Here is a 14542-nt window from a genome sequence, read left to right as displayed (position 1 = left end):
GTCGTTTTTTCCTTAAGTTCTTCCATGCCATGCCGTTATAAAAGCATCTAGCGAGGAACACCATGCAAATCCATACTTTAGACAAAGCGGCAATAATTAACGAACTTCAGTTCGGTAATGGGATTAACCATGCGGTACACGAAGGTCGTCGTGCGGATTTTTCTCTGATTTTGTCGATGTTCTCTAACGATGTACGCGACGTTATACCTGTTGAGGAAATAAAAGAGGTCACAACCAGTGACAGTGTGCTGCGTCAACAATTTGAGTTATCACAACCACAGGCTCTTCGTTCCGACAGCAGCAGCTACGAGATTGCAGGACAACAAGCTAAACAATTTCACCATGCTGGCCTACCCTCCGCAAAATTAAGCCATTACCTTAAACCTGATGCGTTAACTTACCTACCTGAGGACACATTTAACCTTCCTGAGGATGTTTACCATAACCTTTCAGGTCATGAACGACGTCATTTAGGTGAACGTAATAAGGCTCTGTTCTCTGATGCTGGACTGTATAACCAGCTGGTAACGGCCCAACGTCAGTACCAAATCCAAGCTCAAGCATAAAGCTCGGCTTTTTTACCCATTGTTTACATAAGCAACACATCAGAATGTGAACCCTTACAAATTCCCACACAATAGTCCTCACCCTAAAGCGTTAGTTTGAAGCCTTTCACACTGACCGTATCGAATTTCAACCATGCTGTTAGCTCAAACCACTGGTGTAGTTTTCACACATGGAGATAGTGAAGGTGTTATGGATATTAAAGAATCCCTTATTCTTGTCACATCGGCAGGCTCTGTCATAGGTAGGACTTGTGCTAGTCACTTTGCTCACCTTGGAGCAACATTGATTCTTTGCGATCAAAACCCCAGCATTTTAAAAACTAGCTATGAGCAGATTAGTGCCTTCACAGATAAGGTTTACGCTATGAATGTGTGCAGTGATAACACAACTTCAATAAACTTACTCTTCGATCAAATTGAGTCCCAATTGCATGCTACACCGGATGTCATCGTCAACTGTTGGACAAGTACTTCCATGCCAGGCTTAATGGCGCCGGAACCAATGAGCACCTATATCGACCATTTATCTTCAGCCGCCCGCTTTCTTTATACTTACGGACAAGTCGGTGCTGAACGCTTTCGATCTCGAAATAAGAAAGGGGTCATCGTCAACGTCATCTCTCACGATAATCATCAGGATCTGACAGGCGTTGAGAGCATGGCTGCTTTAGTGTCGGGCTTTACCTACAGTTGGGCAAAAGAGTTAACCCCATTTAACATCCGAGTTGGCGGCGTTATTCCCTCGCTCAGTCATATCCGCGACGACATCAAAGAAAGGCATTGGGCGGAAGTTCAAGACGAATTAGTACGAAATACCGCCTACATCATTGCAAATGAATATTTCAACGGCAGAGTGGTTACAACTGAAGTATAAACGTATAAAAACCTATGCCACTGCTGCTAAAGCCTTATTAACACTCCAAGCAAAAAAAGCCCCAGTCTATTGACTGGGGCTTTCACTTTTCCCTGATATAAGGTTTCGTGCTAGCGAAAACCCTTTTTCAAAAACAACTCTTAATTACGCATCAGCTTTTTCTTTTTTAGCTTTAGGCGCTACTTTCGCTGCTTCTTGATCTGCTTTCTTCTTGATAACCGTTGTACCTTCGAAAGTTTCACCTTCAACAAATGCTTTACCGTAGTAAGAAGACATTAACACTTCTTTTAACTCACTAATGAGTGGGTAGCGTGGGTTCGCACCTGTACATTGGTCATCAAACGCTTCAACTGCTAACTCTTCAAGTTTAGCTACGAAGTCTGCTTCAGATACACCGGCCGCTTGGATAGACATTGGGATGTCTAGGTTCACTTTTAGCTCGTCCAACCATGCTAGTAGACGTTCAATTTTCTGAGCAGTACGGTCACCAGCTTGGCTTAGACCTAAGTGGTCAGCAACTTCAGCGTAACGACGACGTGCTTGTGGGCGGTCGTATTGAGAGAACGCTGTTTGTTTAGTTGGGTTATCGTTCGCGTTGTAACGAACAACGTTAGAGATAAGTAATGCGTTAGCCAAACCATGTGGAATGTGGAACTCAGCACCCAGCTTGTGAGCCATTGAGTGACAAACACCTAGGAATGCGTTCGCAAATGCAACACCTGCGATAGTCGCTGCGTTGTGTACTTTCTCACGAGCGATTGGGTCATTTGCACCGTTCGCGTAGCTTGATGGCAGGTACTCTTTGAGCATCTTAAGTGCTTGTAGAGCCTGACCATCTGAGTATTCGTTCGCAAGAACAGACACATAAGCTTCTAGAGCGTGAGTGACGGCATCATAACCACCAAATGCGGTTAAAGACTTCGGCATGTTCATGACCAAGTTCGCATCAACGATAGCCATGTTTGGCGTTAGTTCGTAATCAGCTAGTGGGTACTTCGCCCCAGTTTCGTCGTCAGTAACAACCGCGAATGGCGTAACTTCTGAACCAGTACCTGAAGTGGTAGTGATACATACAAGCTCCGCTTTTTGACCCATTTTAGGGAACTTATAGATACGTTTACGGATGTCCATAAAACGCATTGCCAGTTCTTCAAATGCTGTTTCTGGGTGCTCATACATTACCCACATGATTTTCGCAGCATCCATTGGTGAACCACCACCTAGAGCTAGAATCACGTCAGGCTGGAAGCTTTGCATTGCTTCTGCACCTTTTCTAACAACCGATAGCGTTGGATCAGCTTCTACATCGAAGAATGTTTGAACCTCCATGCCTTGAGCTTTAAGTAGGCTTACTACGCCATCTGCGTAACCGTTGTTGAATAGGAAACGGTCAGTTACTAGGAATGCGCGTTTTTTACCTTCTAGGTCGCCAAGGGCGATTGGAAGGCTGCCACGACGGAAGTAGATTGACTTAGGTAGTTTATGCCACAACATGTTTTCAGCTCGCTTCGCTACAGTTTTCTTGTTGATTAGGTGCTTAGGACCTACGTTCTCAGAGATAGAGTTACCACCCCAAGAACCACAACCTAGTGTTAGAGAAGGCGCAACGTTGAAGTTGTATAGGTCACCGATACCACCGTGTGTAGTCGGGATATTGATTAGGATACGAGCCGTTTTCATTTTGTCACCAAAGTAACGGATACGGTCTGCATTTGTGTCTTGATTTGTGTAAAGACCAGATGTATGGCCGATACCGCCAATCTCTACCATAGTGACCGCTTGAGCAACCGCGTCTTCGAAATCGTCAGCACGGAATAGGCCTAAGGTTGGGGACAGTTTTTCGTGAGCGAACTCGTCTTCCACTGAGACTTTACCTAAACCTTCACCAACGAGAACCTTAGTATCTGCTGGAACTTTAACGCCTGCCATCTCAGCGATTGCTGGTGCTGGTTGACCAACGATTTTTGCGTTTAATGCGCCGTCAATAAGCAGCACTTTACGCACTTTATCAGCTTCCGCTTTGCTGAGTACGTAAGCTTTGTGAGAAGCGAAACGCTCTTTTACTTCGTCATAGACTTCATCAACAACGATCGCTGCCTGTTCAGAAGCACATACTACGCCGTTATCGAATGTTTTAGACATTAAGATAGACGCCACAGCACGTTTGATGTCTGCCGTTTCGTCGATCACAACTGGAACATTACCTGCACCAACGCCAATTGCTGGCTTACCAGAAGAGTAAGCTGCTTTAACCATGCCTGGACCACCAGTCGCTAGGATAAGTGCAATGCCATCGTGCTTCATGAGAGCGTTAGACAGCTCAACTGAAGGCTGGTCGATCCAACCAATGATGTCTTTTGGAGCGCCCGCAGCTACTGCTGCATCTAAAACCAGTTTCGCGGCATCGTTCGTCGAATTTTTTGCTCGTGGGTGTGGAGAGAAGATAATGCCGTTACGAGTTTTCAAAGAGATGAGTGATTTGAAGATGGCGGTAGAAGTAGGGTTTGTCGTTGGAACGATACCACAGATGATGCCGACTGGTTCAGCGATTGTCATCGTACCTAAGCTGTCATTCTCTTCTAAGACACCACAGGTTTTTTCATCTTTGTATTTATTGTAAATAAATTCAGATGCAAAGTGGTTCTTGATTACTTTATCTTCAACAATACCCATACCAGATTCTTCTACCGCTTGTTGCGCTAGAGGGATACGAGCTTGGTTAGCGGCAAGAGACGCGGCGCGAAAGATTGCGTCAACTTTCTCCTGAGAGTAAGTTGCAAACTCTTCTTGCGCTTTTTTAACGCGAGCGACCATTGCATCTAGTTCGGCCAGGTTAGTTACAGGCATAGGGATTCTCCTAAAATTAACAAATATTAAAAACTTTTTAGTAAGGCTATTGTTTATCGACTTCACTGTTAATCAGTCATTTAGCAAACAAACGTCTTAGTAAATTGCTTTCAGGGCTGAGTATAATATTTCAGAGTGTGAAAAAAAATGACTTGGATCAGTTATCACTCTCGAAACACCAGTAAAATCAATTAAGATACTGATAAAAAAAGAAATTAAACTTCATTCTTTATTTAAAAAAAGAAGCGCATAGACAGTCAAATAAAAGAAACAACAACAACCTGTAAAAAAGTTTCATTTTTAGCCAACAAAATTACATGCAGGCTCAAATTATTACGCTACTGAGAGTATATAGAATCAAATTCATCTCTCTGCAAACCACCTTTGTTTTTATCAAAAGTGCACGAATGTTAAAGTTTGTGTAAAAAAGAGCAGATTTACAACATCTTTCTACGTAACAATTTATTTCCAAATTGGATACAGATTATTAAAAATTAGTTTTTCTCACGCATATACTGTCGAATACGTTAGTTTTTTTCATTTCTTTCAGTCGGGCTTTTGCCTTACATTACCGCAAAATTACCTCTTCTCTTTTTCACTCGCGTGAATTTTTACGAGTACACGATATGCAGACTTTTGAGCTAGCCATATTCTTACAGTTTTTTCTTGGTTTGGTTGCCGCAGTTAACCCTGTAGGCATCATGCCAGTATTTGTGTCATTGACCGGTCACATGACACCAGAAGAAAAAAGCAAAACCGTGACCACGGCTAATGTGGCGGTTGCTATTATTCTGATCACATCTCTATTTGCTGGTCAGATGTTATTAGATATGTTCAGTATTTCGCTCGACTCGTTTAGAGTCGCGGGTGGTTTGTTGTTGCTCAGTATCGCATTCTCGATGATGAGTGGTAAGTTAGGGGAAGGTAAACAGAACAAACAAGAAAGGTCCGAATACGTGAGTCGTGAACAGATTGGTGTCGTGCCACTGGCTATGCCCTTAATGGCGGGGCCTGGTGCCATTAGTTCAACTATCGTCTACGGCGCACGCTACCCAAACATGTTGGATACTGTCGGTATCAGCCTTACTATTGGCTTGTTCTGTCTATGCTCGTGGCTGTTGTTCCGCTCTGCCCCACTGATCGTGCGATTTTTGGGCCAAACCGGCATTAACGTTATCACCCGTATTATGGGGTTGATCTTAGGTGCATTGGGTATTGAATTTATTGCGAATGGTTTACGCAACTTATTCCCAGGATTAGCCTGATTTCCTATAAAATTGTATGATAGAGCGATTCAATAATGGATCGCTTTGTCATGACAACTGACTCTCTCAAACATACGCTTTATGTCACTATATTTGGCACGCATACCAAGGCTGGTCGTGCTTTTGATATTGCACTCATCGTTGCAATCCTTAGCTCTTTAGCCGTTCTTGTCCTCGATTCTATCCCATCTGTGCGCGCAGAATGGGCACAAGAGCTCAAGTATTTAGAATATACCTTCACAGGCTTGTTCACCATAGAGTATTTACTGCGTTTGTATTGCTCCCCCAAACCAGCAGCCTACGCGAAAAGTTTTTATGGTGTTGTTGATCTACTGGCAATACTCCCAACCTACTTAGTTCTGTTCTTTCCGGCAGCATCTTTCATGGGCGTGATCAGAGCACTTCGTGTGATGCGCATATTCCGTATCCTAAAATTGGTCCGATACTTACAAGAGTCTAATATCCTATTGCGTTCTTTGTTAATGGCGCGAAGAAAAATCTTCATCTTCTTTAGTGCCGTTGCCATTTTAGTTACGATTTTTGGTTCTTTGATTTTTATTGTTGAAGGCCCAGAGAACGGATTTACCAGCATTCCAAAAAGCATTTACTGGGCTATCGTAACGATAACAACTGTGGGTTATGGTGATTTGGTCCCACAAACCAACTTGGGCAAAGCATTGGCGTCAATCACTATGTTACTTGGCTACTCGATTCTTGCGGTTCCGACGGGAATATTTACGGCTGAATTACATCAAGAAATGCAATCACACAAGGTTCTAGTGAAATGCCCCAACTGTTCTCACTCCGGGCATGACTCCGATGCGAGTTATTGCAAACATTGTGGTAGCGAGTTAGCCGAACCAGATAAACGAGTGGTTAGAGGAAAAGAATAAATATAAAAAAAGAGCTCCCAAGGGAGCTCTTTTGTATTTAAACACTACTTGTTGATTGTTAAATTTATGCTTTTTCAGAAAGAATGATGCGTAACGTACGGCGTAGTGGCTCAGCGGCCCCCCAAAGCAATTGGTCACCAACGGTGAAAGCATTTAGGAAGTCATCCCCCATTGCCATCTTACGTAGACGCCCCACAGGCACTGACATTGTGCCCGTCACTTTCGCAGGCGTTAGCTCTTGTGCGGTGATATCGCGGTCGTTAGGAATCACTTTAACCCAATCGTTGTGAGTTGCGATGATTTCTTCGATTTCATCCATTGGCACGTTTTGCTTTAGCTTAATCGTGAGTGCTTGTGAGTGACTGCGCATTGCACCGATACGGACACAAGTGCCATCAATAGGCACTGGCGTATCTTGAAACCCTAAAATCTTATTTGCTTCTGCACCCGCTTTCCACTCTTCTTTACTCTGGCCATTATCACGTTTTACATCGATCCATGGAATAAGCGAGCCTGCCAATGGCACACCAAATTTATCCGTAGGGAAAGAAGAACTGCGCATTGTGTCGGCCACTTTTTTATCAATATCAAGTATCGAGCTTGATGGGTTTGCAAGCTCTGAGCTTACAGAATCGTTGATGACACCCATTTGAGAAATCAATTCACGCATGTTCTGTGCACCTGCACCAGAAGCGGCTTGGTAAGTCATGGCACTTGTCCACTCGACTAAACCTTTCTCAAATAGACCGCCTAGGCCCATCAACATTAAGCTGACAGTACAGTTACCACCAACAAATGTGTTGGTGCCAGCATGAATACCTTGTTGAATTTGCTGCAAGTTCACCGGATCAAGCGTGATGATTGAATCTTCTGCCATACGTAAGGTAGAGGCAGCATCAATCCAGTAGCCTTTCCAGCCCATTTGACGAAGCACTGGGTAAACTTTCTCTGTGTAGTCACCACCTTGACACGTAATAACCGCATCAAGTTGTTTTAAGCTTTCAATATCATACGCGTCTTGCAGTAATCCTGCGTCTTTTCCTAAGTTAGGAGCAGGTATACCAACTTGAGAAGTACTGTAGAATACTGGTTCGATCAGATCGAAGTCTTTTTCTTCAACCATACGCTGCATAAGGACTGAACCAACCATACCGCGCCAACCAACTAAACCAACTCTCATCGTATTAACTCTCCATGTATTAAAAAACCTATTCCATAGTTCATTTTTCGCAACAAAATCTCAAGCCCTAATTTGTAAATAAACTCAATTATTAACCTTTTATCCTGAATAATTCGCGTTAAACGAGATTTTTAAGGGGTCTGGTTGCTAATTCGTTCATTTTTCAAGTAGGGAAAGCCCTCTTCATCAAAATTGGTCTTACCAGAAAATCAGAAATAACACCTGAAGCACATAATTTTCACATCACATAACATTTAAAACCATAAAGATTAAATAACTTTGACATTTAATTTCACAAGCAAACGTTTTCGCCGACGAACATCAAGATAAAACACCAAATATTCGAAATATAATTTTTGTTAATGTATGTTGTGAGCCATTACAACAAGGAGCGCCTTCCTCTATTGCTCCAAGATTGAAAGAGGCACATATGAAGCAAGTTACACCACGCCTACCAAGCTTGATACAGGTATTTATCTCGCTTGGTTTTTTTCTACTGCTGGCATTTTCATTTACTGCCAAGTTAGATCTGCCAATACAGTTAGCGCTGTACATCGGCTGGTTCATTATTATCCTGCTGGGTTTAAAACTCGGTCACTTATATAAAGACCTTGAAAAAGCAGCACTAAATGGTATTTCCAACGGGCTTGGAGCAGTATTGATTCTGCTTGCCGTAGGTGCCCTTGTCGGCACTTGGATTTCAGGCGGTATTGTGCCTACTATCATTTACTACGGTCTAAAAGCAATTCACCCTTCTATCTTTTTGCTCGCTACAATGATCATCTGTTCATTAACAGCATTGGCGACAGGCACATCTTGGGGCGCAGCAGGTACTGCTGGTATTGCAATGATGGGTATCGGCCAAGGCCTTGGCGTTCCTGCGCCGATCACGGCAGGTGCCGTGCTTTCAGGCTGTTACTTTGGTGATAAAATGTCGCCTCTGTCAGATTCTGTGATCCTTGCTTCATCAATGTCTAACGTTGAAGTCATGGAGCACATCAAAGGCATGTTACCAATTGCACTGATCAGCTACATTATTACAGGCATCATGTTCACGGCATTTGGCTTTCACTATGCTGGCCAAGTGGACATGAGCCAAGTGGATTCTGTAATCAAAGCGATGGAACAACAGTTCTACATCACACCTTATTCATTTGTTCCGGTTATTATCGTATTGTCACTACTGGCCATGCGTATGCCTTCATTTCCTGTGATCAGCTTCGGTTCTCTACTGGGTATTATTTGGGCTGTGATGATCCAAGAAGTTGACTTCCTAACCGCATTCAATACCGCATGGGCACCATTTGCGATTTCTTCTGGTGTGGATTTCATTGACTCTATCCTTAACCGCGGTGGTATGTCTTCAATGCTAGGGTCAGTTGCGGTTATCGTCTTTGGTCTTGGTTTTGGTGGCCTACTTGATAAAGTTGGTGTTCTAGAAACCATCGCGAAGTTATTCGAAAAACGCGTTCAAAGTGCAGGCTCCCTAGCAACAAGCACGATTGGCACGGCGTTTATGGGTAACGTATTTGGTTCAGCGATGTACGTTTCACTTATCTTGACACCAAAAATCTGTGCGAAGAACTACGACCGCCTAGGCTACAAACGTAAAAACCTGTCTCGTAACGCGGAGTTCGGTGGCACATTAACCTCAGGCATGGTTCCATGGAGTGACAACGGTATCTACATGGCAAGTATTCTGGGTGTTGCGACACTGTCTTATGCACCGTTCATGTGGTTAAGCTTTGTATGTATCATCGTGACCATTATTAGCTCTTACATGGGCTGGTTTGTTGATAAATGTGAGCCAGTAGCAGAATCATCGGAACAAGTGGAAGCTGAGTTAAAGCAGCAAACGGCTTAATCTGATTTTGCTATAAAACAACTCAAATGAAAAAAGAGCGCTTATAAGCGCTCTTTTTTGTTTATTTTGGGCAATATCAATCTGTGAACATTTCTTGTATCTTTTCACTCTCAAGGACATTGTTAGCATAAAGTATGGTTTGATGCAGAACACCAGCTAAATCTGTTAGCTTATCTTCCGGCACTGTAAGCCCTTGCTTAATTAACAACTCAATATCACCCGATATATAGTACAGTGGCATTGCACCCAAACTTCCTGCTACTCCCTTTAAGCTGTGTAACGTCCTTTTTGCTTGATCTTTATCTTCCTTTAGTAAGCGATGCATTTTAGTGCCATCATCACAGTGATCCTGAATAAAGATCTCAAGCAACATGCGCACCGCATCTTCGTCTCCCGTTAACGAATCCAACATCTTATTGATATCGATATATGGCTCACTTGAGATCTCATCTGTCGTTGGTGAAGGTGAATTATGCTTGCTTGTTTCTGCGTTCTGTTGTGCTTGCCGACTCTTAGCATGGAACGATAAATCAACGCTAAGTGGTTTATTCTTTATGTGCTCTGGCTCTTTTTCTTGCTCACCTGCTGTTTCTACTGGCTGAACGGTGCCTTCGGTGAAAACTGCCCACGAGAAAAACGCAAGCACTACACCACTGACGGCCGAAAGCCAAACAAGGAATGTCATCAGCTTTTGCTCCAACTGGGCATTAATAGAAGCCAATTGGTTGGAAAAATCCGGCTTAAGTAGCTGATTCGCTAAATAACTACCTTGTGCATTGGCAGAGAGAGCACTTGACGTTTGAGCAAGTCGACGTTGAAAAGCACGCCGCTCTTCAGCGATGAGAGAATCTGACTCGATAAAAAGTAAATCAAGTTCGCGGTACGTATCGGTATTCGTTGCAGAGTCGCTAAAAATAGACTCCAACACTAACGCCCCTAAACGGTAGTACATTGACTGAATGTGTTCTGAATTCTGGTCTAGATCTCGGCTATTGTGTAATAACTCTGCTAACGATACGAGTTTAGTATCGCTGTCAATAAAAGCGCGAGCGCGCTCTAAAAAACGATCGGTGGCATAAAGCAATGGAGTAATATCTGGTGTGGTTTCTTCTGCCGATAATTCAGTCTCGAGTTGCAAACGAACGGCGTAAACTAGCTGGAGCTCAAGAGCGATTTGATCAACATACTTAACACGATAAGGAAGCTCGAAGTTAAAGAAATGTCGAACCTCTTCGACTTTGGTTCCTAATTCATTAACGATCGAGATTGTTTGCATCGTTTGCTTCGCCTGCAGCAAAACTCCTAGAGCAAAAGCACACCATAAAACAAATAAGAACCAAGCACATTGCCGAACCCCGCCTTTTAACTTCTGCAACGCTCATCCCTCATATATATCCATTAATTACAAGCATATACCATGGCATACATAATGGGTGTACCTGCCTCACATAAAAAAAGAGAGCCAGTGGGCTCTCTTTGTTAAAATGTACTGACCTAGTTACGACTCAACTGGTCTTTGAGATTCGGAGGAGTTCCTTTGATCGTTAACGTATCAGTCTCCGGATCGTAAAATATACGCTCACCAAGCAACAAGCTATCGAAGCTGATGTTTAAGCCTCCACCGGCTCCAACGTATTTGGTTAGCTTGCGCACTGTCGACCGATCACCAGGAAATGACTCTTCAAGTTCATAACCCTGTTCTTTGGTAAAGTCCATGAAACTCGTACCGTCTTGGCTCGGTGGAAGCTCACCAGATAACTCAGAGATTTGAACTTCATCACCTGATTTAATTTGTTCGTTACAGTAATCGTAAACTTGCTTTTTGTACTCGTTAACTTCTTGCTTCTCGAGCTTAGAGTCCGAGCAGAAGTCATCAACGGCTTGCATTAACACCAAGTTTTGTTGTTTGGTGTCTAGGCCAATATCCGCTTGTAAAAAATCGAGGAAAAAGTCCGCCACTTTACGGCCTACTCGTCCTTTTATATAAGACAAATAACGGTTGGACTCTTTATCAGTTTCGTAGCTAGACAGATCAATACGCGCAGCAATATCCATTTTGGTGATATCTAAATAATCTGTCGCACTGATGTCCAAACCCTCCGTCACTTTTAGACTTTGGTTCATAGGTAAAATACCAATGAATAGGTAATCTGTCGCCAAACTTTGGTACTCTGCAAAAACCAAGATCCCTTCATCCGCGAATGGATACTTAATCAACTCTTCTTTCAAGCGATTTGCACTAATTTGCGAGAAATCATAAAAATCTCGCTCTCCTTTGCGCATTTCTTGAAGCCAAAATTGAAATTCGCTGTCTGACTGGAAAGAGCCAAAACCTTTACCAGCTTTAGAATGGAATACGCGGTGAAGCTCAGCGACTAATTTTTCAGTAGATGCATCGTTATCTAATGATGCTGGACGAAAGTTTACAACCAGTTCGTCCTGATCGTTTTTGCATAGTTGATGCAAAATAACGTTTGAAAGATGAAGGCTCATAGTGATTTATCTTGCTACAAGGTTTTAGTTGATGTGGATTGTAGGTTATCATAAGCCGCTTTTACTATCATTATTAGAGTCTTTATGCCGATTACATCTAAATATACTGACGAACAAGTAGAGAAAATTCTTGCTGAAGTAGCTACAGTTCTAAAAAAACACGCAGCGTCGCCTGAATTGACGCTCATGATTGCCGGAAATATCGCAACCAATGTCTTAAATCAGCGTGTTGCTGCTTCACAACGTAAGGCTATTGCTGAAAAATTTGCTCAGGCACTGATGTCTTCTTTAGAAACACCAAAAACACACTAATCACGGACAATAGAACACATACATGGTAGACAGCAGAAACTCATACGGCGAACGTGTATCTCGACTGGTTGGTTGGGGTCATTGGTTTGCATTCTTCAATATCGTCGCTTCGATGTTGATAGGCACGCGCTATATTGTTCAGTCACCTTGGCCCGAAACATTGCTAGGTCAATTCTATCTGGCGGTATCTTGGGTTGGGCATTTTGGCTTTCTGGTTTTCGCGCTCTATCTACTGGTTCTATTCCCGCTGACATTTGTCCTGCCATCGCGGAAACTATTCCGTTTGGTGGCTGTGATTTTCGCGACGGTTGGACAAACCCTATTACTGATTGATACCCAAGCGTATCAGTCAATCAACCTGCACTTGACCCCCGTCGTCTGGGAATTGCTGTTCAGCGAAGACAAAAGTACACTCAGTACGGATCTGCAACATTTATTTGTGGTGATGCCGCTGATTTTCCTTACTCAGCTCGCTCTATCCGAGTGGGTATGGCGAAAACAGCGTAAGCTTTCTCATAAACACGTAGGCCGACCGCTAACCGCCGTATTCTTCATCAGCTTTATCATGAGTCATTTGGTTTACATTTGGGCCGATGCTTATTTCTACAACCCAATAACAAGTCAGCGCTCAAATTTCCCGTTGTCCTACCCGATGACGGCGAAAAGCTTCATGGAAAAGCATGGCTTGCTTGATCGCGAAGAGTATTTACAACGCTTAGCTGAAAATGAAGGTAACGTCGAGCTAGTCAACTACCCACGAGAAAAGCTGGAGTTTAATCGTCGTGTAAACAAACTCAATGTACTAATGATCAGCGTGAACAACTTACGGTCAGACGCGCTAAATCAACAAGAGATGCCGAACCTCTACGAGTTTGCTCAGAAAAACCAAAACTTCCGCAATCATTACAGCTCAAGTAATGACACATATGGAGCCTTCGGTTTGTTCTACGGTTTACCAACCAGTTATGCCTCAAGCATTAAAGCACAGGGTACCTCTCCCGTATTACTCGATGTTCTCAAAGATCAGGGTTACAACTTTGGTTTGTTCAGTGGCAACGGTTTTGAAGATGACCTGTACTCAGAAATCATTTTCCGAGATTTAAAGCTGGCAGATGAGCTTGACGGAACACAACCCCATACAGACCAACAATCCATTGCAGATTGGAGTACTTGGCTAACTGAACAAGCGAACCAACCTTGGTTTAGCTACATCGAAGTGACGGCTGTTGATAATTTTGAACCGCTGCCATCAAACAAAGATGAAGAAATGCCAGCAAGCGAACGATTCAAAAAAGCGTATGAACTTGCCGTAAAAACTGCTGACAAGACAGTTGCAGGCATTATTAATGAGCTTGAAACTACAGAACAGTTGACCAACACTATCGTTATCATTACCTCTAACCACGGTAGTGAGTTTAATGAGACAAACACCAATAGCTGGGGAGCAAATAGTAATTACAGTCGTTATCAGCTCCAAGTGCCGATGGTACTCCAATGGCCAGGAATGTTAGCAGGTGAGTTTAGTCACAGCACGAGCCATTTAGATCTCTCTGTCACGCTACTGCAAGATATGCTAGGCGTATCGTCTAACCCATCTGATTACAGCAGTGGCCGTAACTTGTTTGATGAAGGCCGCCGCCGCTGGATTCTTGCGGGTGACACTCGTGAGCTGGCATTAATTACCAATTCGCAAACCACGGTGATCGACAAGTTTGGCAACTACAAATTGTATGACAAAGATTACAAACGCCTACGAGATGAAGCGCCGAAATTGCCTGTATTAATGCAAGGCTTAACGGAACTACAACGCTTTTATTCAAAAAACAACTAGCCGAAGCTGGCAAACACCTACCGCAAAGCTCTCCTTTAGGGGAGCTTTTGTTTATTTAAACAACAGAGATTATAGTTTTCTGAGCAGTAAACATCCAATTGATTAAATTGGGGTTTACAATATTTTCAAAGCCTTATAATATCTAAGTCAACAATGGAGAGATGGCTGAGTGGTTGAAAGCACCGGTCTTGAAAACCGGCATACGTTAATAGCGTATCTAGGGTTCAAATCCCTATCTCTCCGCCACATTCAAGCCCTTGATTTATCAAGGGCTTTTCTCGTTTTAAGACGATCAAATGTCACCTAATACAAATAGGTGATACATATGTATTTGATTAAATTGAGCAATAACGTGTTTTATACACGTATTTCCACTCCTGTTGCATTACAGACTTCTCTTGGCTATCCGAGAGAGGT

General features: G+C 43.0%; 11 protein-coding genes and 1 tRNA gene. 8 read left to right on the top strand and 4 right to left on the bottom strand.

The window, feature by feature from the left end; all coding sequences use genetic code 11:
• The first annotated feature begins 62 nt into the window (after positions 1-62).
• Together ATG66_RS10065 and ATG66_RS10060 are read left to right on the top strand one after the other, a co-directional pair.
• Complete coding sequence (locus ATG66_RS10065) at positions 63-566, top strand: VC2046/SO_2500 family protein (RefSeq protein WP_098415165.1); 504 nt, start codon at positions 63-65, stop codon at positions 564-566.
• Between the two features lie 133 nt (positions 567-699).
• On the top strand, positions 700-1440 hold the full coding sequence (locus ATG66_RS10060; protein WP_179885633.1) for an SDR family oxidoreductase: 741 nt from the start codon (positions 700-702) through the stop codon (positions 1438-1440).
• Between the two features lie 144 nt (positions 1441-1584).
• On the opposite strand, the gene adhE is transcribed toward ATG66_RS10060, so the two are convergent.
• Entirely contained in the window at positions 1585-4287 is a 2703-nt protein-coding gene (adhE, locus tag ATG66_RS10055; protein ID WP_098415164.1) for a bifunctional acetaldehyde-CoA/alcohol dehydrogenase, read from the bottom strand.
• Between the two features lie 626 nt (positions 4288-4913).
• On the opposite strand from adhE, the gene ATG66_RS10050 reads away from it, so the two are divergent.
• Positions 4914-5552, top strand: a complete 639-nt coding sequence (locus ATG66_RS10050) for a YchE family NAAT transporter (RefSeq protein ID WP_098415163.1) — start codon at positions 4914-4916, stop codon at positions 5550-5552.
• A gap of 35 nt (positions 5553-5587) precedes the next feature.
• Positions 5588-6445, top strand: coding sequence for an ion transporter (locus ATG66_RS10045; RefSeq protein ID WP_098415162.1), 858 nt, complete (start codon positions 5588-5590; stop codon positions 6443-6445).
• Between the two features lie 64 nt (positions 6446-6509).
• Here the strand turns inward: ATG66_RS10045 and asd are convergent, their stop codons facing one another.
• Positions 6510-7625, bottom strand: coding sequence for an aspartate-semialdehyde dehydrogenase (gene asd, locus ATG66_RS10040; RefSeq protein ID WP_098415161.1), 1116 nt, complete (start codon positions 7623-7625; stop codon positions 6510-6512).
• 430 nt (positions 7626-8055) lie between these two features.
• Here asd and nhaC point away from each other — a divergent pair, with 430 nt between their 5' ends.
• Positions 8056-9489, top strand: coding sequence for a Na+/H+ antiporter NhaC (gene nhaC / locus ATG66_RS10035; RefSeq protein WP_098415160.1), 1434 nt, complete (start codon positions 8056-8058; stop codon positions 9487-9489).
• Positions 9490-9565: 76 nt separating this feature from the next.
• Here nhaC and ATG66_RS10030 read toward each other — a convergent pair whose 3' ends face one another.
• Both ATG66_RS10030 and yejK read right to left on the bottom strand, forming a co-directional pair.
• Positions 9566-10765: an Hpt domain-containing protein gene (locus tag ATG66_RS10030; RefSeq protein ID WP_373560833.1), complete on the bottom strand. Its 1200-nt coding sequence runs from the start codon at positions 10763-10765 to the stop codon at positions 9566-9568.
• Positions 10766-10983: 218 nt separating this feature from the next.
• Positions 10984-11982 (bottom strand): nucleoid-associated protein YejK, encoded by a 999-nt coding sequence (gene yejK, locus ATG66_RS10025; protein WP_098415158.1) that lies wholly within the window; start codon positions 11980-11982, stop codon positions 10984-10986.
• Between the two features lie 84 nt (positions 11983-12066).
• Between yejK and ATG66_RS10020 the strand changes: the two genes are divergently transcribed.
• From ATG66_RS10020 to ATG66_RS10010, 3 genes are all read left to right on the top strand, one after another.
• Positions 12067-12294 carry a YejL family protein gene (locus ATG66_RS10020; protein ID WP_098415157.1) on the top strand — a complete coding sequence of 76 codons (228 nt, stop codon included), beginning with the start codon at positions 12067-12069 and terminating at the stop codon, positions 12292-12294.
• 22 nt (positions 12295-12316) lie between these two features.
• Positions 12317-14125: a DUF3413 domain-containing protein gene (locus tag ATG66_RS10015; RefSeq protein WP_098415156.1), complete on the top strand. Its 1809-nt coding sequence runs from the start codon at positions 12317-12319 to the stop codon at positions 14123-14125.
• Positions 14126-14280: 155 nt separating this feature from the next.
• A tRNA-Ser gene (locus tag ATG66_RS10010) sits at positions 14281-14371 on the top strand.
• Positions 14372-14542 lie beyond the last annotated feature (171 nt).

This window comes from Vibrio sp. ES.051 (assembly GCF_002563795.1).
GTDB lineage: Bacteria > Pseudomonadota > Gammaproteobacteria > Enterobacterales > Vibrionaceae > Vibrio.
Note: the sequence above shows the minus strand (reverse complement) of the source record. Positions and strands in the feature narration are given on the sequence as shown.

Bases quoted from the DNA above. Each gene is read 5' to 3' on its own strand.
- ATG66_RS10065 (WP_098415165.1), top strand. From the start codon at position 63: ATGCAAATCCATACTTTAGACAAAGCGGCAATAATTAACGAACTTCAG.
- ATG66_RS10060 (WP_179885633.1), top strand. From the start codon at position 700: ATGCTGTTAGCTCAAACCACTGGTGTAGTTTTCACACATGGAGATAGT.
- adhE (WP_098415164.1), bottom strand. From the start codon at position 4,287: ATGCCTGTAACTAACCTGGCCGAACTAGATGCAATGGTCGCTCGCGTT.
- ATG66_RS10050 (WP_098415163.1), top strand. From the start codon at position 4,914: ATGCAGACTTTTGAGCTAGCCATATTCTTACAGTTTTTTCTTGGTTTG.
- ATG66_RS10045 (WP_098415162.1), top strand. From the start codon at position 5,588: ATGGATCGCTTTGTCATGACAACTGACTCTCTCAAACATACGCTTTAT.
- asd (WP_098415161.1), bottom strand. From the start codon at position 7,625: ATGAGAGTTGGTTTAGTTGGTTGGCGCGGTATGGTTGGTTCAGTCCTT.
- nhaC (WP_098415160.1), top strand. From the start codon at position 8,056: ATGAAGCAAGTTACACCACGCCTACCAAGCTTGATACAGGTATTTATC.
- ATG66_RS10030 (WP_373560833.1), bottom strand. From the start codon at position 10,765: ATGCAAACAATCTCGATCGTTAATGAATTAGGAACCAAAGTCGAAGAG.
- yejK (WP_098415158.1), bottom strand. From the start codon at position 11,982: ATGAGCCTTCATCTTTCAAACGTTATTTTGCATCAACTATGCAAAAAC.
- ATG66_RS10020 (WP_098415157.1), top strand. From the start codon at position 12,067: ATGCCGATTACATCTAAATATACTGACGAACAAGTAGAGAAAATTCTT.
- ATG66_RS10015 (WP_098415156.1), top strand. From the start codon at position 12,317: ATGGTAGACAGCAGAAACTCATACGGCGAACGTGTATCTCGACTGGTT.